Origin of the sequence: Paenibacillus anaericanus (assembly GCF_003994475.1) — a bacterium.
In the GTDB taxonomy this organism is placed as follows: Bacteria; Bacillota; Bacilli; order Paenibacillales; family Paenibacillaceae; genus Fontibacillus; species Fontibacillus anaericanus.
Genome location: NZ_RZNY01000006.1, coordinates 48,753 through 72,567 on the forward strand (window position 1 = coordinate 48,753; position 23,815 = coordinate 72,567).

At 43.1% G+C, this 23,815-nt stretch carries 21 protein-coding genes; all 21 read right to left on the minus strand.

Going from position 1 to position 23,815, the window contains the following annotated elements:
- Positions 1-49: 49 nt before the first annotated feature.
- The 21 genes from EJP82_RS09155 to EJP82_RS09255 all read right to left on the minus strand — a co-directional run bounded on the left by EJP82_RS09155 (position 50) and on the right by EJP82_RS09255 (position 23,811).
- Positions 50-4,369 carry a PolC-type DNA polymerase III gene (locus EJP82_RS09155; RefSeq protein ID WP_127191750.1) on the minus strand — a complete coding sequence of 1,440 codons (4,320 nt, stop codon included), beginning with the start codon at positions 4,367-4,369 and terminating at the stop codon, positions 50-52.
- Positions 4,370-5,401: 1,032 nt separating this feature from the next.
- Positions 5,402-6,853, minus strand: coding sequence for a proline--tRNA ligase (gene proS, locus EJP82_RS09160; RefSeq protein ID WP_127191751.1), 1,452 nt, complete (start codon positions 6,851-6,853; stop codon positions 5,402-5,404).
- 33 nt (positions 6,854-6,886) lie between these two features.
- Entirely contained in the window at positions 6,887-8,164 is a 1,278-nt protein-coding gene (rseP, locus tag EJP82_RS09165) for an RIP metalloprotease RseP (protein ID WP_127191752.1), read from the minus strand.
- A 116-nt stretch (positions 8,165-8,280) separates the two neighbouring features.
- Positions 8,281-9,420, minus strand: coding sequence for a 1-deoxy-D-xylulose-5-phosphate reductoisomerase (locus EJP82_RS09170; protein WP_127191753.1), 1,140 nt, complete (start codon positions 9,418-9,420; stop codon positions 8,281-8,283).
- A 52-nt stretch (positions 9,421-9,472) separates the two neighbouring features.
- Positions 9,473-10,273, minus strand: coding sequence for a phosphatidate cytidylyltransferase (locus EJP82_RS09175; RefSeq protein ID WP_127191754.1), 801 nt, complete (start codon positions 10,271-10,273; stop codon positions 9,473-9,475).
- A gap of 21 nt (positions 10,274-10,294) precedes the next feature.
- Complete coding sequence (locus tag EJP82_RS09180; RefSeq protein WP_127191755.1) at positions 10,295-11,062, minus strand: undecaprenyl pyrophosphate synthase; 768 nt, start codon at positions 11,060-11,062, stop codon at positions 10,295-10,297.
- Positions 11,063-11,132: 70 nt separating this feature from the next.
- Positions 11,133-11,687, minus strand: coding sequence for a ribosome recycling factor (frr, locus tag EJP82_RS09185; protein ID WP_127191756.1), 555 nt, complete (start codon positions 11,685-11,687; stop codon positions 11,133-11,135).
- A complete protein-coding gene (gene pyrH / locus EJP82_RS09190; protein WP_127191757.1) occupies positions 11,687-12,415 on the minus strand; it encodes a UMP kinase in 729 nt (242 codons plus the stop codon). Before pyrH ends, frr begins: the two co-directional genes overlap by 1 nt.
- A 138-nt stretch (positions 12,416-12,553) precedes the next feature.
- Entirely contained in the window at positions 12,554-13,204 is a 651-nt protein-coding gene (tsf, locus tag EJP82_RS09195; protein ID WP_127191758.1) for a translation elongation factor Ts, read from the minus strand.
- Between the two features lie 209 nt (positions 13,205-13,413).
- The gene (gene rpsB, locus EJP82_RS09200) at positions 13,414-14,112 is read right to left on the minus strand and encodes a 30S ribosomal protein S2 (RefSeq protein ID WP_127191759.1); all 699 of its coding nucleotides are present in this window, start codon (positions 14,110-14,112) and stop codon (positions 13,414-13,416) included.
- Positions 14,113-14,329: 217 nt separating this feature from the next.
- Positions 14,330-14,947, minus strand: coding sequence for an endolytic transglycosylase MltG (locus EJP82_RS09205; protein WP_127191760.1), 618 nt, complete (start codon positions 14,945-14,947; stop codon positions 14,330-14,332).
- The gene (locus EJP82_RS09210) at positions 14,944-15,567 is read right to left on the minus strand and encodes a hypothetical protein (protein WP_246054024.1); all 624 of its coding nucleotides are present in this window, start codon (positions 15,565-15,567) and stop codon (positions 14,944-14,946) included. The genes EJP82_RS09205 and EJP82_RS09210 overlap by 4 nt, the downstream gene beginning before the upstream one ends.
- Positions 15,568-15,583: 16 nt before the next feature.
- The gene (locus EJP82_RS09215; protein WP_127191761.1) at positions 15,584-15,904 is read right to left on the minus strand and encodes a hypothetical protein; all 321 of its coding nucleotides are present in this window, start codon (positions 15,902-15,904) and stop codon (positions 15,584-15,586) included.
- A gap of 56 nt (positions 15,905-15,960) precedes the next feature.
- Positions 15,961-17,358, minus strand: a complete 1,398-nt coding sequence (locus EJP82_RS09220; protein WP_127191762.1) for a flagellar assembly protein A — start codon at positions 17,356-17,358, stop codon at positions 15,961-15,963.
- A 34-nt stretch (positions 17,359-17,392) separates the two neighbouring features.
- Positions 17,393-18,181, minus strand: coding sequence for a FliA/WhiG family RNA polymerase sigma factor (locus EJP82_RS09225; RefSeq protein ID WP_127191763.1), 789 nt, complete (start codon positions 18,179-18,181; stop codon positions 17,393-17,395).
- 15 nt (positions 18,182-18,196) lie between these two features.
- On the minus strand, positions 18,197-18,619 hold the full coding sequence (locus EJP82_RS09230) for a hypothetical protein (RefSeq protein ID WP_127191764.1): 423 nt from the start codon (positions 18,617-18,619) through the stop codon (positions 18,197-18,199).
- A gap of 2 nt (positions 18,620-18,621) precedes the next feature.
- On the minus strand, positions 18,622-19,119 hold the full coding sequence (locus EJP82_RS09235) for a chemotaxis protein CheD (protein WP_127191765.1): 498 nt from the start codon (positions 19,117-19,119) through the stop codon (positions 18,622-18,624).
- Positions 19,112-19,720 carry a chemotaxis protein CheC gene (locus EJP82_RS09240; RefSeq protein WP_370877725.1) on the minus strand — a complete coding sequence of 203 codons (609 nt, stop codon included), beginning with the start codon at positions 19,718-19,720 and terminating at the stop codon, positions 19,112-19,114. Before EJP82_RS09240 ends, EJP82_RS09235 begins: the two co-directional genes overlap by 8 nt.
- 23 nt (positions 19,721-19,743) lie before the next feature.
- The gene (locus EJP82_RS09245; RefSeq protein ID WP_127191767.1) at positions 19,744-20,205 is read right to left on the minus strand and encodes a chemotaxis protein CheW; all 462 of its coding nucleotides are present in this window, start codon (positions 20,203-20,205) and stop codon (positions 19,744-19,746) included.
- A 68-nt stretch (positions 20,206-20,273) separates the two neighbouring features.
- On the minus strand, positions 20,274-22,349 hold the full coding sequence (locus tag EJP82_RS09250; protein WP_127191768.1) for a chemotaxis protein CheA: 2,076 nt from the start codon (positions 22,347-22,349) through the stop codon (positions 20,274-20,276).
- Positions 22,350-22,377: 28 nt separating this feature from the next.
- Positions 22,378-23,811 (minus strand): protein-glutamate methylesterase/protein-glutamine glutaminase, encoded by a 1,434-nt coding sequence (locus EJP82_RS09255; protein ID WP_127191769.1) that lies wholly within the window; start codon positions 23,809-23,811, stop codon positions 22,378-22,380.
- Positions 23,812-23,815: the final 4 nt, after the last annotated feature.

Here is a 23,815-nt window from a genome sequence, read left to right on the forward strand (position 1 = left end):
AGAAAAATCAAGCATTCACAGTATGAAAAACCACTGGAAATTTATTTTCCTAAAACAAGGAAAGTTGGTTACTTTCTGGGAGTCCATGGAAGCAGCCCATCGTACCTAAGAGTTCAATCACAGTTTTACTCGCCTTGGATTTCTGTTGGAAATCCTCAATAGAGAGAAACTCTCCTTGTTCCTTCGCTGCAGCAATATTACGAGCGGCATTATCACCGATACCCGCAAGTGAAGAAAACGGAGGAACCAAGGCATCTCCATCAATTGTGAATTTGGTCGCATCAGATTGGTACAAATCAATACCTTTGAAGCGGAACCCACGTGCCGTCAATTCTAATGCCATCTCTAGCACTGGCAACATGCCTTTTTCCTTCGGTAATGCTTGGAAACCCTTCTGTTCGATTTCCTCAATTTTACGATAAATAGCTTCATATCCCTGACAGCATAACTCAATATCGAAATCCTCTGCCCGTACTGTGAAGTAAGTAGCATAGTATTCTATCGGGTGATAAAGTTTGAAATAAGCTGTACGCACAGCAGAGATAACATAAGCTGCGGCGTGAGCTTTCGGGAACATGTACTGGATTTTTAGACAAGAATCAATATACCATCCTGGCACCTTACATCTCTTCATCTCGTCAATCCATTCCTGTGTTAAACCTTTCCCTTTACGCACACTCTCTGTAATCTTAAACGCTAACCCCGCATCCATACCTGCTTTGTAAATCAGGAACAACATGATATCATCACGACAGCCGATTACTGTCTTGATATTACATGTCCCCCCCTTGATCAAATCTTGTGCATTACCAAGCCATACCCCTGTACCATGAGATAACCCTGAAATCTGCAATAAGTCGGCAAAAGAACTTGGTTGTGCTTCTACTAACATCTGACGAACGAATTTTGTTCCCATTTCGGGTACCCCGAAAGTTGCGACTGCAGAACGTATCTGCTGTGGAGTAACTCCTAGCGCTTCCGTTGAGTTGAACATGCTCATAACTTTGGGGTCATTCATCGGAATAGTCGTTGGATCTACTCCCGTCAAATCTTGGAGCATCCGCATCATTGTCGGATCATCATGACCGAGAATATCGAGTTTAAGTAAGTTCGCATCAAAAGCATGGTAATCAAAGTGAGTCGTTTTCCATTCCGCATTGACATCATCAGCCGGAAATTGGACTGGTGTAATATCCTCAACTTCCATATAGTCCGGAACAACCACGATCCCGCCGGGATGCTGACCTGTACTTCTTTTCACGCCTGTACATCCAGATGCAAGTCGGTTAAGCTCAGCTCCCCGCCAGCGTTTCTGATGCTCTTCCTCGTACTTCTTCGCGTATCCGAATGCTGTTTTGTCCGCTATAGTTCCAATCGTTCCAGCACGGAATACACTCTTATCACCGAATATTTCTTTCGTATAGTTGTGAGCAGTCGGTTGATATTCTCCTGAGAAGTTAAGGTCAATATCGGGAACCTTATCCCCTTTAAATCCAAGGAACGTTTCAAATGGAATGTCTTGCCCTTCGCCCTTCAAGTTACCACCACAAGAGGGACAAGTTTTGTCTGGCAAGTCAAACCCACTAGGTACGCTCCCGTCAAGGAACCATTCACTATGCCTACATGCTGAATTTGTACAAATATAATGTGCTGGAAGTGGGTTAACCTCAGAAATACCAAGAAACATAGCAACAACAGAGGAGCCTACAGATCCCCGTGATCCAACCAGATAACCGTCTTGGTTTGACTTCTTAACCAAACGTTCGGAGATCAAATAGTTGGCCGAAAACCCATATTTTATAATCGGTTCTAGTTCCTTTTCTAATCTTGCGATAACAACCTCCGGCAGTTCCTCACCATAGATTGATTTAGCCGTATCGTAACAAGTCTGACGAATCTCTTCATCAGCCCCTTCGATGATCGGAGTGAACAATTTATCAGGGAACAATTCCAGCTCTTCAAAAGAATCTGCAAGTACCGAAGTATTAGTCACAACAACTTCATATGCTTTCTCTTTACCTAAAAACTCGAACTCAGCTAACATTTCCTCCGTCGTGCGAAAATGTGCATCAGGTTTCTTTTGATCTTTGAGTGGGCTAAATCCTGTAATCCCGTGAATCGTAATATCCCGGTATATTTTGTCCCGTGGTTCGAGATAATGAACATTCCCCGTTGCAACGACAGGTTTTCCGAGTTTAAAACCAATTTCGCAGATCTTAGTAACAGCCGTTTTTAACTCTTCAACGCTACCTACAAGGCCTTTGTCAACCAGATGCATATACATCGTAAGTGGCTGGATTTCCAAAATATCATAGAATTCAGCTACTGCTTCCGCTTCTTCAACCGATTTATTAAGCACTGTTTCGAAGAATTCACCCTTCTCGCAACCCGACAGAACCAATAGTCCTTCACGTAGTTCCGTTAGCTTCGATTTAGGAATACAAGCGACTCGTTTAAAATATTCCGTATGAGACATCGATATTAGCTTGAACAAGTTCTTCTTCCCGATCATATTCAGCGCATAAACACCACAATGAAAAGGACGCGTATTGGATATCTCTTTACCAACCTTATCGTTTAACCGCTCAAGTGTCTTAATACCTTCAATCTTAGCCGCATCTTCAATCAATCCATTCAGAATTTCTCCAAGTGCAAGCGTATCATCGATCGCTCGGTGATGATTTTCTAGAGATACTTTATATTTAGTCGCCAGTGTATTTAGGCGGTGGTTCTTCATTGTAGGGAATAACATCCGTGCTAACTCGAGCGTATCAAGAACTGGGTTCTCCAATGGAGGTCGACCAAACTCTTTCAATTTGGCATTGATAAAGCCAACGTCAAACCGAGCATTGTGGGCAACCAACACAGCGTCGCCAGCAAAATCAATAAACTGCTGTAATACAGTTTCCACTTCGGGCGCACCTTTGACCATATCATCCGTAATGTTAGTCAACTGCTGAATATTATAAGGAATGCGTACGTGAGGATCTACAAAAGTAGCATACCTATCTACTTCTTTGCCCTCAACCATTTTCACAGCAGCGACTTCAATAATCTTATTCTGAGTGACAGAAAGGCCCGTCGTTTCAATATCAAATACGATATATGTCGTTGTTTTGAGATCTTCTTCCCGGGGGTTAAGAACAACCGCAACATTATCATTTACAACATTGGCTTCAACACCATAGATCATCTTGATCCCGTGTTTCTTGGCTGCCTTAGCAGCATCGGGATAAGACTGAACACCACTATGATCGGTGACAGCAATTGCTTTATGTCCCCATTTTGCTGCTGTTTTGACGTATTCGCCTATAGGAGTAACCGCGTCCATCGTACTCATAGTGGTATGCAGATGGAACTCAACGCGTTTCTCAGCAGCTTGGTCCTTTCGTGCTGGGGGTGCAGGAACTTCACACAGATCAGACGGAATCATTACTAACTCAGGAATCGTCATAAAGCGATCCATCTCTACCCGACCTCGGGCTCTTACCCATTTCCCATTCGCAAGTTGACCCATGACCTTCAGGTCCTCTTTATTCTTAGCGAACATTTTCATTTGTAGAGAATCAGTAAAATCCGTCAGATAGAACATAAAGAGCGTATTTCCGTTACGCAATTCTTTACTGTCCAGACCAAATATCGTTCCTTGAACCGTTATCTTCTTCTCTTCATCCTGTATTTCTTGCATAGGAACTGCTTGTTCCTTAATATCATAGCCAATCTGGAGCTTAACAACTTCACCGTTATCATCTTCTTCAGGTAAAGCATCCACTGCATTACTCTCCATCAATTGCTGGATTACTTCGCGTTCTTCATCAACAATCTGTTGTTGAAACTCTTCAAACGCTTCTGCACTTTTTGCTCCTGTTAGCAGCTTGACCCGCAATTCAAGTGAGAAAAAACGCTCGAAATATGTTATTAGGGCTTGATCTATATTTTTCTTACGGGCTAGTTCCAGCGCCATTGAATCACTCAGCGTCACCGAAAGTAAATCGTTCTCCACTTCAATAGTCGCCCTCGCCATCCATCCATTAACCGAAGGTACTTCCTGTTGCACCCACTCGATGAATAACTTCCAGTATTCAGTCACGATATCATTCGTAGACAATTCTGTTCCATAGCGAAATTGAAAAGAAACTTGGGCAATATGCGCCATACGTTCCTGAACTCGAAGACAGAATGTACGATAAGCCTGTGCCGGTACAAGCTTGTCCTTGCGAATGGCGATTTTCCAATCCCGATTACTGCGGTTCACTTCCACTTGCTCAATGAACCCATCGAGAAAATATGGATCGATCAGAGATTCTGGGATTTCCGCCTGCTTCATCAACAGCTCAAACCTAGTTCTCTTATCCCCAATTTCGGTCATGTATTCCCCTCCTAGCTATAAGTGTGGTGTATTATTAGGGCAATCGGTGACAAAAACGAACGCTAGCATATAGCTCCTCCGGCTTCGAATCACACCTCTAACCCCTCTCTTACCACACTTCAAAATTTCTTTTTAACAGTGTAATGCTCGTCCTAAACTTGACTTCGCTTTATTAATTGTGGCTTGAAAACCAAAACTAGCGATTGACTATTAGTCGAAATGATTGCGAAATGGCGTTCCAGCCACATTTGCTGTTGGAATGGCTGAGAGTCTGTAACGGAACTCAGTGACCTTATTTGCGGTTTATTCCACTAGTCTGGATTGTAACGGAACCTGCAGACGTTATTCATCATTATTCATGCGTTAGAGCATCATTTGGAAGAAATAAGATCTTTCAGTTCCGTTAGAATTTTTTTTGACCCTCCAAACTCAAAATAAGGGCTTCTAATTCCCTTAGACCGATGTCTAACTGCGTCAAACAATGATTAGGGGCTTGAGCCTTAATTTTAAATTACTTGCAGCAATCCGTGCCGCAAGGGAAATTCATATAAGTCCATTATACGACCTGCTCTATATTACTGTACTTACATCTACAAAACTTACATCTGGTGAGTTAGGTCTAGATTTTATTATAGCGGCCGCAGGCATGCAAGGGCGCAATAATTTCCATTACCACTTTTTTATTGTTAGGTGAATAGATAGTGAAGCAGGACCGTTTGAATCTGGAGAAGCTAAAAGCTTTCTATTGGAAAGTTACTTCGGAAGCATTCGCTCCGTTCGCCTTTGTAGTTGGATTGTAACCTATAGGGTGTTATAAAATAAAGACAATCCAACTACAACAGCGATCGAAGGATCAAACGGTTTGCGTAGCGCGACTAATTCACAGTTCACTTAAAAAAGCTTCCGACAGATGGCCGACAGGCGTTAATACCCATCGACAACTCACTGCCGGAAGCCCTCCTTGTATCATATTCGCTTGCTCTTGCGTCCAACATACCAAGACTCAAAAACAGTCATTAATAGAGGTTGTTACTAATAGGCTCTGGCAAAAACAACGGTATCCGTAGCACTTTCTCCACAAACAAGACAAGTACTTTTCTTAACTGCCGGTTCAAACGGAATGTTACGGCTCGTTGCGCCTGTCTCATCCTTCACGTGACGCTCACAAGCATCAGAACCACACCAGCCAGCTAGCGTAAATCCACGTTTCTCTTCAATGCTAGCTTTCATTTCTTCAAGTGTATCTACAGAATAGAAATGATCTTCCCGGAATGCTTTCGCACGTTCGAACATTTCGTTATGCACCTGATCTAGCATAGCCTGAACTTCTTCTACCAACTGATCTTGTTGAACGATCTTCTTCTCGCCGCTCACTCTGGATACCAGTACGCAGACACCATTCTCCATATCACGAGGTCCCAGTTCTAAACGAATCGGTACTCCACGCATTTCATATTCGTTAAACTTCCAGCCCGGACGAACGTCAGAACGGTCATCGATTCCTACGCGAATTCCCGCTTTCTTAAGCTCAGCGAACAATTCATCACTACGTCCAACGACTGCATCCCGAGTCTTTGGAGGTCCAATCGGAATAATCATTACTTGCTTAGGAGCCACCTTTGGTGGAAGCACAAGTCCACGATCATCGCCATGAACCATAATAAGCGAACCAATTAGGCGCGTGCTCACTCCCCATGATGTTGTATGAGCATATTCTTGTACATTATCACGGTTCAGATATTGAATATCGAACGCCTCAGCAAATTTAGTGCCCAGATAATGAGAAGTTCCTGCTTGTACAGCACGACCATCTTTCATCATAGCTTCGATAGAATAAGTGTCGACTGCTCCCGCAAATCTCTCCGAAGGCGTCTTCTGTCCAACGATAACTGGAATCGCTAGATAATTCTCTACGAAATCACGATAGATCTCCAGCATCCGCATCGTTTCTTCACGTGCTTCTTGTTCGTTCTCATGCGCCGTATGACCTTCCTGCCATAGGAACTCACTTGTCCGCAAGAATGGCAATGTGCGTTTCTCCCAACGGACCACGTTTGCCCACTGATTAATCAGCATCGGCAAATCTCTGTAAGATTGAATCCATTTGGAGTACATATGACCAAACATCGTTTCCGAAGTCGGTCTAATGGCAAGGCGTTCCTCCAACTTCTCTCCAGCAGCTTCTGTAACAAAAGGAAGCTCAGGATTAAAACCTTCCACATGCTCCTTCTCTTTCTGGAAGAAACTTTCTGGAATAAGTAGCGGGAAGTAGGCATTACGATGTCCTGTTTCTTTGAAACGACGATCTAGCTCTTGTTGAATATGTTCCCAAATTTCATAACCGTCCGGTTTAAAAACGATACAACCCCGAACTGGTGAATAATCCATTAAATCTGCTTTTTTAATCACATCGATATACCAACGCGAGAAATCTTCTCCTTGCGGGGTAATCTCTGTTACGAATTGTTTATCCTCATTTGCCATTAGTACTCTTGTCCTCCCGTAAAAAACACAATATTATCCGTTAAATAATCGTAGTATATCATTATATGTTACGGCAATCATCAGCAAAAATAACATCGCGAACCCAATGAAATGCACCATACCCTCACGGTTTGGATCAATCGGTTTGCCGCGTACAGCCTCGACACCTAAGAATACGAGTCTACTTCCGTCCAAAGCTGGTATTGGGAACAAGTTGAAAATCCCCAAGTATAAGCTTAGAATAGCTGCCCAATAAGTAAGTTGAGCTATCCCCTGCTTAGCAATTTGACCAGTAACTTCGAAAGTACGAACAGGGCCTCCTAAATCATCCATCGAGAATTGATTAATAAGCTGCCCAAACCCTTGGAAAATAAGCTTGGTCGTGTTGACCATGTCTTTCCCTGCAAAGGTGAATGTCTCACCCAATGAGGCACTACGAGTTGGGAAAAACGTTATAATAGTACTACCTACTTTGGCAGTTCCTTGATCTTCTACGGCACGAGGGATGATAGAAAACGACAACGTTTGATCATCGCGCTTCACTGTCCAGATCATTTCTTTATCCTTGGATTCAGTGATTAATTCAATCATTCCGGCCGCATCTGTACCCACAGGTTTTCCGTTAATTTTCTCGATAATATCGCCTTGCTGCACGCCTGCCTCAGCAGCCGGCATTCCCTTCATCACTTCGCCAATTTGTAAATGGCTAGGTTTATCAAGAGCAATTCCTGCCATTTGTATGTGCAGGGCAAACAAGACAAATGCAAGAATAAAATTCATTACTGGTCCTGCAAGAATGGATATGAATCGTTGTCCAACCGTTTTACTGCCATATTGTCTGTCTCTTGGTGCAATTTGCGTTTCCTTACCTTTAGCTACGAGCATAGCCTGTGGATGAACAGGATACGTAATGCTCTCTCCATCCACATCCAACTTCACATGTAGATTATCGACCAAGTCAAAATCTAGTATTTCGCCACGAATGACATTCTTACGACTATCCAGGCGGTCTAGATAGAACTTCCGGACTTTTCCTTCTTCCAATCGAAGCGAAACGGTTTGTCCGTTCTGAATCGCAACGAGTTCTGGATCTTCTCCAGCCATACGGGCATATCCACCAAATGGCAGCAGTCGAAGCGTAAACTGCGTTTCATTTCGTTTATAAGAAAATATCTTAGGTCCAAAACCAATCGCAAATTCCCGCACCAGAATACCTGCCCGTTTGGCAAAGTAATAATGCCCCCATTCATGCACCGTCACAATGACGAAGAACATGAGTACTGTCAAAAATATAATTCTCAGCAATTCCAATCGAAAGCATCCTCCTTTTGGCCACAGATCGTCCAACGTTCTTATAGATTATCATTATTCTCCGATCTGACACAAGAGAATACCGGCGTGGAACTTTTCTTTGCAGCGACAAAATTTTACAATGATGCAGCGATTTCTCTGGCCCACTGGTCAGTAAATTGAATCGTTTCCAGATCAGGATTAGACACGGAAACATGTTTAGAAAGTACACTTTCAATGACATTTTCAATCTGCAAAAATGGAATCTCTCGGTTCAAGAAACGAGCAACAGCAATCTCATTAGCTGCATTGTACACTGTTGGCGCTGTACCACCTATTTTACCACACTCGTAAGCAAGTCTTAAACAAGGGAAGCGTTCGTAGTCCATTTCACGGAAATGTAACTTGCCAACCTCCGCCAAGGATAACCGTTTGGATGTTGATTTAAGTCTGCTAGGATAGGAAAGTGCATACTGAATAGGAATGCGCATATCGGGTGTACCTAGCTGTGCAATCACACTTCCGTCACGATATTCAACGAAAGAGTGGATGATGCTCTCAGGATGCAACAGAACTTCAATCTGTTCATACGGAAGTCCGAATAGCCAATGGGCTTCGATTACTTCCAATCCTTTGTTGACCATCGTGGCAGAGTCTATTGTTATTTTGGCGCCCATAGACCAATTTGGATGTTTTAATGCATCCTCAACGGTTACCTCACGCAACTGTTCGCGGGTAAGATCCCTGAAAGACCCCCCAGAAGCAGTTAGAGTAATCTGCTCAACCTCTTTGATATTCTCACCGTTTAGACACTGGAAAATAGCAGAATGCTCACTATCCACCGGAATCAAGGAAACACCTTTCTTCCTTGCAAGTTCAGTCACAAGATGACCTGCGGTGACAAGGGTCTCTTTATTAGCAAGACCGATCGTTTTCCCTTCGGAAATAGCTGCTAATGTAGACGGTAATCCCCTGCTTCCAACGATAGCAGTAACGACGATCTCCGCATCGGTACCTGCCGCGATTTCAACAAGTCCTTCTTCGCCATAATAAAGTTCTATCCCCGCAGGTAGATCTGACTTGATTTTATCGGCTAGTTCTTTATTTCCAATCGAAACCTTCTTGGGGCGAAAACGAGTTACCTGCTCCATGAACAGATCAATATTGGATCCAGCTGCCAGACCAACAATTTCAAATTGGTCAGGGTGCTGTAACGCGACATCTAATGTCTGAGTTCCAACCGACCCCGTGGATCCAATCACCGCTATCTTCTTCATAACGCACCTCTCATATCTTTAATGACTTCCTCATTTACCAATCAGTCTCTATCTAATAAGGAAGCAACATTAGAATATGTACGAACGGAAATACCGTAATCCAGCTATCACAGCGGTCCAATATACCACCATGCCCCGGTAACAACTTGCCGGAATCTTTGATCCCGTAAGTCCGTTTATAAGCAGACTGCACTAAATCACCAATCTGGCCAACAACAGCCGCAGAGCCACCTAATAACACGGCCCGTCCAATTGTAAGTAAGCCGCCCGATGCAAATGAGAATATCACAGCCGCAATAATAGCAAGCAGAATACCTCCGATCGCACCTTCCACCGTTTTGTTGGGGCTAATTGCTGGCCAAAGCTTATTTCGACCAAATCTCCGTCCCGTAAAATAAGCGCCGGCGTCACTGCTCCAAATAGAGGACAACATCAGAAATGTCCAGAAAAGCCCGTGCCCGTCTGGCGTATTTCTTGTTTCGATAATATAAGAAAATCCCACACCAATATATACCATACCCGCAAATAATAGGGATATTTGTCCGATGGGAATCTCGTTTTTTGTAAAAACTGTAACCGCAAGAAACAGCAACAGCAGCAACCATAAAAATTGCATTTGTTGCAATGGCATGGTAAGGCTTAGACTTTCCCACGGGAAAGTCAAGTAGAGAACACCCAAATATCCAAGGATCGCCGCTCCTCCCAAAGAGGGCAGTTTAATCATGCGTACGAACTCATAATATCCAATTAATGCCATGACCATAATCAGTGAGTGGTACCCAATTCCCCCGATCAAACACAGGCCCAGAAAAAAAGCGCCCGCGATTATACCTGTAATCAACCTTTGCTTCAAGCCTCTACACCTTCCATCATGCTAAGATAACCCACCATATCGGCGTGTACGCCGCTGGTACTCGGCGACGGCCTCTATTAGATGTTCACGTCCAAATTCCGGCCAGAATAAATCCGTGAACCACAACTCACTATAAGCCGTTTGCCAGAGCATAAAATTACTTAGTCTAAGCTCGCCTCCGGTACGAATCAGTAAATCAGGGTCTGGTAATTCGGCCGATAATAGAGCGGATTGTACCATATCTTCCGTAATATCTACTGAACTTACTTCACCAGCTTCTATCTTTCGGGCAATACCCTTTAAGCTCTCAGTAATCTCCCGCCGTCCACCATAATTTAGAGCAAAATTTAGAATAAGTCCTGTATTATCTTTCGTACGGAAAATCGCTTCTTCCATCGCTTTAATGGTATGTTCAGGAAGATCCTCAGTATGTCCCATCATGCGAACCTGAACACCTTTTTGAATTAATTCCTCAAGTTCCAACGCCAGAAACTCTTGGGGAAGTGACATCAGGAAATCTACTTCATCCTTAGGACGTTTCCAATTTTCCGTAGAAAATGCATATAAGGTTAAAATCCGGACACCCAGATCATCCGCTGCAATAGTTGCCCGCTTGACCGCTTTCATCCCATTACGATGACCAACGATCCGTGGCAAGCCAAGTCTGCGGGCCCAACGACCGTTACCGTCCATAATAATGGCCACATGTTCGGGAACATTATCAGGTGATAGTTCAGCAATTTGTGGGCTCTTCCCTTTTTTCCACCAGGATTGAAACAACTTAATCATTCCTTTTCCTCCAGCCGGTGATGAAAAGAGACAAAACCCCACCGTATTAGGAGGGGCCGCTTTATGTCTCTTAAACTTCCATAATCTCTTTTTCTTTCGCTGACAAAACTTTATCTACTTCAGCAATAAACTTGTCTGTCGCTTTCTGAATATCTTCTTGATATCTGTGAGATTCATCTTCAGAAATATCACTTTTCTCTAACTTTTTGATATCATCATTAGCATCACGACGAATGTTCCGAATAGCAACTTTTGACTCTTCCCCAAACTTCTTCGTCATTTTGACTAAATCAACCCGGCGCTCTTCCGTCAATGCTGGTATAGATAAACGAATCATAGTACCATCATTTGCTGGTGTCAGACCAAGATCCGACTTCTGGATCGCCCGCTCAATTTCCGATAAGGACGATTTATCCCATGGCTGAATCATCAAGGTGCGAGTATCTGGTGTATTGATGTTTGCAAGCTGATTAATTGGAGTTGGAGTTCCATAATAATCAACCTGAATACGATCGAGCAACGAAACGCTTGCTCTCCCTGCACGCAAACTTGCAAGATCTCTCTTCAACGCTTGAATAGCTTTGTCCATGCGCTCTTCGGCATTTTTCTTAACCGATTGTGGCATCAATCTACACTCCCTTTAACGATTGTTCCGATTTTTTCACCCAGAACAACTCGTTTAATATTACCTTGTTCGGTAATGGCGAATACAATGAGTGGAATGTCATTGTCCATACAAAGAGACGAAGCTGTAGAGTCCATGACACCCAGGTTTTTGTTCAGCACTTCCATATAAGTAAGAACTTCATACTTCTCAGCTGTTGGATCAACAAATGGGTCAGCAGAATACACACCATCTACTTTGTTCTTAGCCATCAAGATGACTTCTGCCTCGATTTCAGCGGCACGTAGTGCTGCAGTCGTATCGGTAGAGAAGAACGGATTACCTGTTCCTGCGGCGAAAATAACGACGCGCCCTTTTTCCAGGTGGCGAATCGCCCGTCTCCGGATATATGGTTCGGCAATTTGATGCATCGCAATCGAAGTTTGCACTCGCGTTGGAACTTCAATTTGCTCTAAAGCATCTTGTAATGCGAGTGAGTTCATGAGAGTAGCGAGCATACCCATGTAATCTGCTGTAGCACGGTCGATCCCCTTAGCACTACCCGCAATACCTCTCCAAATGTTTCCACCGCCACAAACTATTGCGACCTGGACGCCGAGCTCTACCACTTCCTTCACCTGCTGAGCGATAGACGAAATGGTATCCGCGTCGATCCCAAAGCCGTTCTGGCCGGAAAGCGACTCCCCGCTGACCTTTAAGACAACACGTTTAAAAACTGGCTGTTCCAAATTATACCCTCCACTTTGAATGCACCTTAAAACCATCATAAGGTTAAAAAAGAAGGAACACAACGTGTTCCAACTTTCTAACATTCAATTATAAGAAATCTTTTTTTGTTTTATTCATACGAAGCACTTAGTTGCTTATTATTGGTTAACTTGTGACATAACTTCTTCTACGAAATTATCTACTTTTTTCTCTAGACCTTCGCCAAGTTCGTAACGAACAAAACGACGGATAGAAATGTTTTCACCGATTGTGCTAATTTTCTCATTAAGCAATTGTGAGATTGTTTTATCTGGATCTTTAATAAAAGATTGCTCCATCAAGCAGAACTCTTCGTAGTATTTACCAATGCGACCTTCAACCATTTTTTCAACGATTTTCTCAGGTTTGCCTTCGTTCAAAGCTTGTGCTTTAAGAATTTCTTTTTCCTTCTCAATATCTGCTTGAGGCACTTCTTCACGGCTTACATAACGAGGGTTTGATGCAGCGATATGCATCGCAATGTCGCGAGCGAATTCTTTGAACTGATCTGTCAGAGCAACAAAGTCGGTTTCACAGTTAACTTCAACTAGAACGCCGATACGTCCTCCAGCGTGAATATAAGATTGAACTACACCTTCAGTAGCAATACGTCCAGCTTTGTTAGCTGCGGCACCAAGACCTTTTTCACGAAGAAATTCGATTGCCTTTGTAATATCATTATTAGTTTCTTCAAGTGCCTTTTTGCAGTCCAACATACCTGCACCAGTTCTTTCACGTAATTCTTTTACTGCTTTTGCATCAACTGCCATTGTTAAGTACCTCCATATCAATTATATGTTCTAGATATAGAATCATCTAAAGAGAACAGTCCCCGTCGATCCTTGGGGCATGGAAACTTTAGTCAGTCTATATAGTTTGTATGAATTTCCAGGTTTTATCCTTTAAAAAAAAGGGTAGTGAGAGGTTTGACACCTACCAACCACCCTTTCTCATTTAATTTATTCATAATAAGGCTTAATTACGCTGTTGTTTGTTCGCCTTGGTTTCCTTCGATTACGGCATCAGCCATCTTAGCAGTCAACAATTTAACCGCACGAATAGCATCATCGTTACCTGGGATAACATAGTCGATTTCGTCTGGATCGCAGTTTGTATCAACGATACCTACGATTGGAATACCCAATTTACGAGCTTCAGCAACCGCGATGCGCTCTTTACGAGGATCGATAATGAACAGGGCGCTTGGCAGACCTTTCATGTTCTTGATTCCGCCAAGGAATTTCTCAAGACGATCTTTCTCTTTGCGAAGAAGGATAACTTCTTTCTTCGGCAATACTGCGAAAGTGCCGTCTTCTTCCCATAGTTCCAACATTTTCAAACGATCAATACGTTTTTGAATAGTTTGGAAGTTAGTCAAAGTACCGCCGAGCCAGCGTTGGTTAATGTAGAATTGACCAGCACGTTCAGCTTCATCTTTAACTGAATCTTGAGCTTGTTTCTTAGTACCCACGAAGAGAATAGTACCATTGTCTTCTGCGATACTTTTAACGAAGTTATAAGCTTCGTCAACTTTCTTGACCGTTTTTTGTAGGTCAATAATATAAATTCCGTTTCTTTCAGTGAAGATATAACGATCCATTTTCGGGTTCCAACGACGTGTCTGGTGTCCGAAGTGTACGCCTGCCTCAAGCAGTTGTTTCATGGAGATTACAGCCATCTTCACGCACCTCCTATAGTTTGGTTTTTTTGATGCTTCCTCCGCAGTTTTCATCTTTCACTATGACTCCCTAATATAGAGAGCACCCATTGCGAAATCATCCTGCGTGCGTTATAACACCGTGAACTAATATACCATATATGAGAAGTCGATGCAACCAAAGTTGAACTAAAAAAAGCCCCATTAGGGCTTTTAATGTCCGTTCAAGTAATTCGAATTACTTTCCTGACGATTTAAGTGTAATTTTGGAAATTATAGAGTTAAAATCTTCCTCCTTCGTAAACTTGTAGGTTCCCACCTGCAATTTACGATTGATTCCTTTCGCAGAGGCTTTTTTAATAAAAGCAGTCTCATCACTTATGACTCCTGCTTTTTTCAAACCACTTGCAACACCAGCAAGCGTTGCTCCACTGCGAATTCTGTATTCCACCACTACCGGTTCCGGTACTTCTGGGGATTTAGGAGTATCAATTTGGATCTCTTCCTCTTTTTTTATACTCGAGGAATCGGTTTCAGTTTTTGGTTCAACTGGAGAATCTGGTGTGGTTGGGGAATCTGGAGAACTCGGTTGAACAGGGTCTTCAGTCGATCCTTTCTCGACGTCTCCATTGCTCAGGACATCTTCCGGATATTTCGCTCTCCACTCGTCCTCCGTGAGCAATTCCACTTTATTATCAACTACTTTGAGGTTTAACTCAGCTGCAGCTTGTTGCACCTCTTTGACAGTCGTTAGTGCCTTGTAACTCCCCTGACCAATCATCATGATCTGTAAAAGAAGCGCCCCAATAATCAAACCAATACCCAGGCCTAACATAAAATGTCGGTTTTTGATCATCGGGACTCCTCCCTTTTAGCCAACTGCAAAATCAATTGAACCTCACCACGCTGCATTCCGATAGACTTAGCAATCATATCAATCGACCTTCCACTTTCATACATAGCGAACAATTCCGCATATCTGTCATGGATTGTCTCCTTCGCCTCTGGATCAGGATCAGGAATATCTGATATCACTGGTGCTACTTCAGCCGCAACCTCGATCTCTGCCATTCTATTGATAAGCTGGTCCTCTTGTGTAGACAAATGAATTATCCCTGCAGACTCCGTGAAATTACGAGAACCCGTTTCGAGTATCCCGAGTCGGGACTCACTTTGATGTGTTGAATGCTCCACTTCCACCATACGACCTCGTAATTCAGCAACTTGCTCCTGTACTACTAACTGTTTGGTAGTAAAGTCTTGTTTCATCTGTGTCACTAGATCAATGAGTTCTTTGTTTTCTTTCTCTATTTCTGCCATATACTGTTCAAGCGTTGTCTCCAGCTCAATCGCAACATTGTTCCTTGTACCAGTAGCTGTGTTCCGCGCTGGTAGAAGAAAACTATAAATAACTGCAGCAATTCCAATGAGCACTATATAGAACCATGGATCTCCAAATGACAATGTTATCCTCACCTTTTGACTTCCTAGATTAAAGCGAAAAATCAATATGCCGTCCTTTATAAGGATGCTCCGCAGGATGCTTCTTGTCTCGCTCTTCCTGTTTCTCTTCTGTTTGTTCTCGTTCTTGCTCTTGGTTGAAGGAGGCATTTCCTTCTCGCCTTACGGTCGTATTATGGGCACTCTCGTCAACATTTGCGCTCCGCCGACGTTCAAGTTCACTGTCCTTTATATTCTGTCCCGCCAGCAGAGTCTGCTCATTTAGAGGTCGTTGTAGTTGATCCTGTTGAATACGGCCCGCTTCGCTAGTGCGCGGGATCGCGATTTGCATTTCTACGGATTTCATATTCATGAGACCACCTCATAATAGGAATTGAATACAAAACCATTTCCTTTCAGGCGCCAATTCTAGATATAAGACGACATAGAAATGTCCCCTTCACTATAGTAGAAAGACATATGCGAAATGGGCTCTTTAACATATTTCGTATACCGCCCAATAACGATTTTTGATCCACCATAGATCATTTTAAGAGCTTCCACTCTTGCTCTTCCGGTATCCTCCAGCGTCTTCTCGATGACAAGCATGCGTTCCTTCATTTCATTTAGTTCCTGCACATTCGACTTCTTGGTCGATCCGAGCTTGGAGCGCATCTCCACTTTATCTGGTGTCAATCTTCCAAGTGAAGCCAATTGATCCAGTAGTGTAAGCGCCTTCTCCGTTTTATCCATATTGGCCAATTGATCCTTGACTTGCTGACGTAAATCAAGCAGTTCATTACGCAGTTCCGGAAGAACCCCAACTTCAATAACTGTTGTTGTTGACATCGGATTTCCAATGATTCTAGCACTTACTCTCTCACCAGCCTGAATACTACCACCAACAATGAGACCTTTTGTACCATTACATATTACATCCCTACCAGCGCGGATATTAGAGTGCATGATACTCTGAGAGACGATCACATCTTCCCCAGCCTGGACATTTCCATCTTGGATGAAAGAACTTTTTACAACATGTCCGGCTTTAACAAGTCCTTTGTTATAGCCAATAATCCCTCCAGTGATTTCAATAGAGCCCTCTGCAAACAACTCAGCCCCTTCTACACCACCAATTACACGAATATCCCCTGCCGCAGTAACTTTGAATCCCGTCAGAACATTTCCTCGTATAACAACCGTACCTACAAAATCGATATTACCGGTGCCATAATCGACGTTACCGTTAATTTCATAAATAGGGAAAACATTCATCTTTCCTTTATCCGTCATCGTCACTAGACCATCAATTGCTGCATACATCGCAGTCTGTTCTGGATTCAATACGACATTTTTCCCGAGTTTGAATATGGCTGGTTTCCCGTCTTTACATGGAATGGCTACTCCAGTCACTGCCATTCCAGGGCGACCTGGAACAGCAGGAACTAGTTCCGCGATAATCTGTCCTCTGCGAACATTGTTCAATCGCGTAACATCCTTGTAATCCACTTTACCATCGTCATCTTCAGCTGGCTTATGTTGGTTATCATCCATTCGAACTGCATAACGAATACTCCCGTTTCTCCCATCCATAGGTTCGCTCCCAATGGCTATCGGTGTCCTACTGAAGAAGTATTCGCTTGGATTAATTGCAAATCGTTCTACGATGTCTTGTTGAATACCATGTTTAACACCATTTGCCTGAAGAAAATTGCGTAACACATCCGCTGTACAAGCGAAATTTTCTTCCTTCTTCAAGAATTGCAAGTAGGCAACTGTCTTATCTTCATTCAACGTTACACTTATAATCTCACCAATCGGTTCCATAATAAGTCCCCCTTTCATCCATAAAACTGTCCTACTAATCTTCCTGCATCAGTAAATCACGATGTTTCTCCAAACTACCCCGCAGACGCAAAATAGCTTTAGAATGAAGTTGTGAAATTCGAGATGGTGACAAAGACATCACTTCTGCAATTTCACTGAGCGATAAATCTTCGTAGTACAACAAGGAGACTACTGTACGTTCCTTTTCAGTCAGTTTCTCAATTCCTTTGGTAAGAGAATCTTTCAAATAAAACTCTCGGACCTTATGATCCGGGTTCTTCGCTTTTTCATCCACTAAAAGCGTGAGTCTCGTTTCCGATTCTTCTTCACGGATGGGATCTTCCAAAGAGCAAAGCGTCATCACGGCAACTTCCTGCAACATACTTTGAAACTCTCGCACACTAATATTCAAATACTCGCTCATCTCAGAGTCAGTTACTGAGCGAAGATATCGTTGCTCTAATTGTTGGTAGCCCTCTTCTAGCTTTTTGGATTTTTCTCTAACGGAACGAGGAACCCAATCCCCCTGCCGTAATCCATCCAATATAGCTCCCCTAACTCTCCATGAAGCGTAAGTCTCAAACTGCAGTCCTCGCTTATAGTCGAATTTCTCGACGGCATCAATGAGTCCCATAACACCGTTACTGGACAAATCATCTTTAGATACATTCTTCGGAAGACCTACAGCCAGCCGTCCCGAAACATAATCGACAATAGGTAAATACTTCTCGATAAGTTGTTTCTTGGCCTCAATATCACCATGCTCTTTCCACTTTTCCCAAATCTCAACGAAATTCAGAGTAGATCCCTTCCGTTCGTTCAATTGCCTTCACCCTCCTTATTTTTCTGTCAGGTGACGAACGACCTTAACCAGTTCTTCTGTATCTGTGTCGTCAGTTGTCTTAACCAATTTTGGTGGGTTTAATGGTGCAAAATCATTGATATGTGCTGAATTTGCCGGAGGATGCTTCAACAGATCATTTAATTCATCACTCTCATCCGGCGTGGTTAGATCAAAACTACCACCTTTACCTTGCTCTTCATCTGCAAATATTTCTTCCTCTTGTACCGAATTATTCGGTAATTCTTTGAGAGATCCAAATATCCAAAATGCAGCATAAAAGAGTACAAACCAAACCGCAAAAGCAATTAATCCACGAATCAAACTCGTCATAAACAAGTTATTACCCGAAGAAGAAGCAAATGTAATTAAAAATCCGATAAAACCAATTAACCAACAATATTTCAATTTTCCTGTCATGGCTACAATTCCTTTACACCCTTTTGTACGCTACGTATATATAAAATACCCGATTCACAATTCAATTCAATGGTTCGACCGTAATTTCCCCCCGTATCTTCTGCAAGCAGTGGGATACCTAAATCAGAAAGCTTCATTTTACAAGATTCCACATTTCGAGGGCCAATTCGCATTGAATCTCCTGTACCTGCAAACGAAAACATTTGTGAACCACCAGCCATCTTAGCAACAATACGACTTTTCGCTGCCCCGATACTGAGCAATTGCTCTAGTAATGCAGGTACAGCTGTGTCGGCATACTTAGCAATGTTGAGAACACCCTCACGCGCGATGTCCGAAGAGGGAAGCATCACATGCGCAAGGCCAGCCACTTTACTAAGCGGATCAAAAAGAGTCAATCCCACGCAAGATCCGAGTCCAGTTGTGCGAATCAATCCCTGCCCAGTAATAATGTTTAACTCGGCCATGCCGACCTTTACAATCCGCTGTTCATCAATCATGATTCATAGGCACTCCCAAGGCAATGAAGATTTTTCTGAAAGAATCGGGATCAGGTATAAGGAAAAACTGTCCTTCCACCTCATGATTTCCTTCGATAAATGTCGTATCAATTACGAGCGCGGAATCCCCCATCTCACCAAACTGCAGAAGTCCGTAGCCGAGTATCGCCCCTGCCATATCCATGGCAAGCGCAGGTACTGTTGGGATCATCGAGAGTGAAGTGAAATCAGCCAATGAAGATAAATAGGATCCTGCTAGAATATTGCCAATCTCTGAAAGGGCTGACCACTCCATTTCAGAGAATTCTTCCCCGCTTTCGACTTCGAGTCCTGCCAGACGATGCAGTAAATTCTTTGCCGCATCAGGGCTGAGGATGAAGAACAGGTTACCCGGCGCATCCCCCTCCACCCGGAAGAAGACAGCAAGTACAATATTCTCAGCCCCACCCACGCGGTCTGTAATTGCTTCAAAAGGTAGCATTTGCACTTTAGGAACTGCCATGTCAATAGGCTTGTCAAGTATTCTTGAAAGAGCTGTCGCGGCATTGCCAGCTCCAATATTACCGACTTCCTTCAGTACATCCATTTTGAAATCTTCCATGCCTTCAAACAGATTCACCACATTTACCCCTCTAAGCTTTCCAATTGAATGATTTCATTCCGATTAAGTACCTCGGATAAATTCAACATAACAAGAAGCCGCTCTTCTGAAATACGGGCCACACCTTGCAGATATTTCGCTTTGATTCCTCCAACAACATCCGGTGGTGAATCAATGATGTCTGTATTAAGATCAATAACATCATTAGCGGAATCTACAATGAAACCAACTTCCATTTCATTAGCAGAAACAATAATGATCCGTGTCTGATCGGTATGATCGGCCTCCGCTATGCCGAAGCGACCGCGAAGGTCAATCACTGGAATAACTACACCACGAAGATTAATTACCCCTTTTACAAATGCCAGTGTTTTGGGAACGCGTGTAATCGGCATCATACGCTCGATCGTTTGTACTTTATCCACTTCAATTCCGTATTCTTCTTGTCCCAACTTAAAAACGATGACTTTAATTTCAACTCCCATGAAATTCCCTCCTTAATGATCCCGTCAGACGTGATTTAAGCCTGTCCGAGTATAAATCGACCATCGACCTATTTAATGAAAGCATTCGAATCAATAATAAGTGCTACTTGCCCGTCTCCTAGAATTGTGGCACCAGCAATCCCCTGAATCGAAGGTAGATACTTACCAAGATGTTTTATGACAATTTCACTTTGTCCAATGAAATCCTCCACCGTCAATGCCGCCAATCTGTCACCTTTATGAATGACAATAATCTCTGTTTCCTCTTCACTGTCCTCATCAAAATCTTTCACTTGAAAAAGGTCAGCCAATGAAAGCAATGGGATATGAGTATCACGATATGGGATCATCGTATAACCATGGACATTACGGATTTGGTTCCGTTTGATTAGACCCGTCTCAATAATAGAGGACAATGGGATCGCGTATTTCTCAGAGCCAACCTTGATCAACATCGCAGAAATGATAGACAGCGTAAGTGGAAGTTGAACAGAGAATTTAGTACCTTTACCTAGCTTAGAAGTTACAGATACCACGCCACTAAGCGAGTTGATCTTTGTTTTGACAACGTCCAAGCCAACTCCACGACCAGAGATATCAGAAATGACTTCCGCTGTACTAAATCCAGCAGCGAACAGTAACATATAGACCTGTTCATCCGTCATTGCTGCTCCTTCACTCTCTGTAACAATGCCGTTCTTCAATGCTTTTGCCAAAATGATATCTCGGTCTATGCCGCTACCGTCATCCTCAATTTCGATGAAGACATGATTACCACTATGGAATGCCCGTAGTTCAATGATTCCTGTCTCCGGCTTACCAGCAGCAATACGTTTCGCTGTGGGTTCAACGCCATGGTCAACTGCATTACGTAGAAGGTGAACAAGTGGATCACCAATCTCGTCAATTACGGTACGATCTAGTTCCGTTTCAGCACCTATAACTACAAGATCAATTTTCTTGTCCAACGATTTCGCTAGGTCACGAACCATCCGAGGAAAACGATTAAATACGGTATCAACTGGTACCATCCGTAATTTTAATACGATATTCTGTAGATCACTGCCTACACGGCTCATATGCTCTACCGTTTCCGTTAAATCTGGTCGTCTTACTTCATCGGCTAATTGCTCAAGCCTTGAACGGTCAATAAGCAATTCACTAAGCAGATTCATCAGTACATCAAGTCGTTCAATATCAACTCGAATGGTACGTGAAGGAGCTGCTGCCGTTCCGCCTGTCGCACGAGCGCCATTTTTATTCTCTTCAGTCACCGCTAACTTCGAAGCAGGTTCCGCAACAATAGGTTGAGTAGTTGGCTCAATAGAAGGAGCCGACGTTGCACTAGCTTCTTTGTGTCCAAAAGACAGTTGACTTAATGTTTCTTGATCAAGTGCAACAACCTCAGCAGAATCAATTTCCGATAAATTTAGAATCATGCTCTTCATTTCTGAAGAATCTTTCTGAGTTATGTAATAGAGGGAAAAGCTCCGATCGAATTTCTCTTGTTCTATTTCCTGTACTGACGGATGGGATTTGACAACTTCCCCATAACGCTCTAGCAAGTCAAACACTAGATATGCGCGTGCAGCTTTAAGTTGACAATCCTGCCGAATTGCGACTTCAATGAACATCACCTTATGGCCCTCAGCAATGGATTGCTCCAATACTGAATATTGGTATTCATCAAGTTGAACGGCAGTGCCCTCATGAGATGAAGATGAAGTTACATTTGCTGGAGTACTGCTTGCTGCAGTAGTCATATCTCCATTCACAATTCCTTGTAAAGCGGACACGATCGAACTAACATCTGCCTTACCTTCTCCACCCTGAGTAATATCCTGTACCATCGATTGTAAGGCATCAAGACTTTGGAATAACGTATCAAAAATAATTTCCTGCATCTTCAACTTATCGTTACGTACTAAATCTAATACATTCTCCATTTGATGCGTCAAAGAAGCTAAGTCTTCAAAACCCATTGTTGCGGCCATCCCCTTAAGGGTATGGGCGGAACGAAAAATGACCTGAACGATACTAATATCGTCCGGATGCTGCTCTAGCCCCAGCATATTTTCATTTAATGACTGTAAGTGATCATTCGACTCATCGATAAACATGGATAAATATTGATTCATGTCCATGGTGAGGCACCTCCTTCAAGAGATTCCGTTATTTCACTACTTGTACCAGCTTAGGACCAATCTCATGTAACGGTAAAACGTGGGTGACGCATTTTAATTCAATCGCAGAGCGTGGCATTCCGTATACTACACAGGTTTCTTCACTCTCGGCAATGGTCGAGGTCACACCATCATCGTACAACTGTTTCATAACCTTCGCCCCATCACTACCCATACCGGTCAAAAGAACAATATGCCGTTTCAACGAGTGTAACGGTCTTAGTGATTCATACAAGACATCTACTGATGGCCTGTGCCCATTACGAAGTTCTTGCTTCGATAAAGTCAGCCTGTGCCTGCCTTCATGACCTTTTATGACATTTATATGAAAACCACCAGGGGCAATGTATGCCGTTCCGGTGAGCAATTCCATTCCTTCTTCCGCCTCCACTACGTTCAAAGAGCATAAACTATTTAAACGCTGAGCTAACGATTTCGTGAAATTTGCGGGCATATGTTGCACAATAACTATAGGAGCTGGGAAATCCGCAGGGATTCTCTCGAGCACTACTTTCAGCGCCTTAGGCCCACCTGTAGAGGTACCGATCGCTACCAAATCTGTGAAGCTTGTATGTGTACTAGGTCCAATCTCATTCCTTGCAACCATGTCCTTAGATTCTACTTTGGAAGTTAATAAGTCGCTAGGATTCATCTTCGTCGTAAGCTCTTGGCGCTTGCGCTGACTAATAGGATCAGGTTTGTCCTTCTTCGACGTTCTCCCGACGATTTGTCCGATGTAATCACGAAGTTCCTCTAGAACCGGATTTATCTTCGTAAGACTTTCATCCGGATTCCTCCGTGTCGAAGGCGACAATGGTTTATGAACTGAACCTTCCTGACTATCTACCTTTTTCGTCGTTCCACCATTTCGGACAATATCTGTCTTAACTGGCTTCTTGACTACTGAAGGTACATTCCTAGACTTTAATGGAGTCAAGGGCTTAAACAATTCCTGTGGAATTGGAGAAAGGAGTTCCTTTTCTATGATTTGGATAGCCTCTCGTGCTGCTCGTCTTTCTTTCATGAGCATTGCTGCCGCAATTTGTTCCCTAAGATCTCGTCCGACTTGCTCGATATCATGGGAACTGGTCGAAGAAGAAGGCTTACGGATGAAATCAAATGCACCAAGTTCCAGTGCCATAATGGTTTCTCTCGTGCCCTGCTCATTAATACCAGAGAGCATAATAACAGGAAGTGGGTGTCGCTCCATAATAATTTTGAGCGCCTCCAACCCATTCATATCCGGCATTTCCACGTCCATAGTCACCAGGTCTGGAGAGAATTCGGCAATTTTCTCCACGGCTTCAAACCCGTTTCTTGCTGTAGCCTCAACTTTAAATGATGGATCCTGTTCAATGAGATCCGACACAATTTTTCGCATGAACGCCGAATCGTCAACCACCATGATTCGATAAGGCCCCATTGTT

Bases quoted from the DNA above. Each gene is read 5' to 3' on its own strand.
- EJP82_RS09155 (WP_127191750.1), bottom strand. From the start codon at position 4,369: ATGACCGAAATTGGGGATAAGAGAACTAGGTTTGAGCTGTTGATGAAG.
- proS (WP_127191751.1), bottom strand. From the start codon at position 6,853: ATGGCAAATGAGGATAAACAATTCGTAACAGAGATTACCCCGCAAGGA.
- EJP82_RS09170 (WP_127191753.1), bottom strand. From the start codon at position 9,420: ATGAAGAAGATAGCGGTGATTGGATCCACGGGGTCGGTTGGAACTCAG.
- EJP82_RS09180 (WP_127191755.1), bottom strand. From the start codon at position 11,062: ATGATTAAGTTGTTTCAATCCTGGTGGAAAAAAGGGAAGAGCCCACAA.
- frr (WP_127191756.1), bottom strand. From the start codon at position 11,687: ATGCCACAATCGGTTAAGAAAAATGCCGAAGAGCGCATGGACAAAGCT.
- tsf (WP_127191758.1), bottom strand. From the start codon at position 13,204: ATGGCAGTTGATGCAAAAGCAGTAAAAGAATTACGTGAAAGAACTGGT.
- rpsB (WP_127191759.1), bottom strand. From the start codon at position 14,112: ATGGCTGTAATCTCCATGAAACAACTGCTTGAGGCAGGCGTACACTTC.
- EJP82_RS09205 (WP_127191760.1), bottom strand. From the start codon at position 14,947: ATGATCAAAAACCGACATTTTATGTTAGGCCTGGGTATTGGTTTGATT.
- EJP82_RS09215 (WP_127191761.1), bottom strand. From the start codon at position 15,904: ATGAATATGAAATCCGTAGAAATGCAAATCGCGATCCCGCGCACTAGC.
- EJP82_RS09220 (WP_127191762.1), bottom strand. From the start codon at position 17,358: ATGGAACCGATTGGTGAGATTATAAGTGTAACGTTGAATGAAGATAAG.
- EJP82_RS09230 (WP_127191764.1), bottom strand. From the start codon at position 18,619: ATGACAGGAAAATTGAAATATTGTTGGTTAATTGGTTTTATCGGATTT.
- EJP82_RS09235 (WP_127191765.1), bottom strand. From the start codon at position 19,119: ATGATTGATGAACAGCGGATTGTAAAGGTCGGCATGGCCGAGTTAAAC.
- EJP82_RS09240 (WP_370877725.1), bottom strand. From the start codon at position 19,720: ATGGAAGATTTCAAAATGGATGTACTGAAGGAAGTCGGTAATATTGGA.
- EJP82_RS09245 (WP_127191767.1), bottom strand. From the start codon at position 20,205: ATGGGAGTTGAAATTAAAGTCATCGTTTTTAAGTTGGGACAAGAAGAA.
- EJP82_RS09250 (WP_127191768.1), bottom strand. From the start codon at position 22,349: ATGGACATGAATCAATATTTATCCATGTTTATCGATGAGTCGAATGAT.
- EJP82_RS09255 (WP_127191769.1), bottom strand. From the start codon at position 23,811: ATGGGGCCTTATCGAATCATGGTGGTTGACGATTCGGCGTTCATGCGA.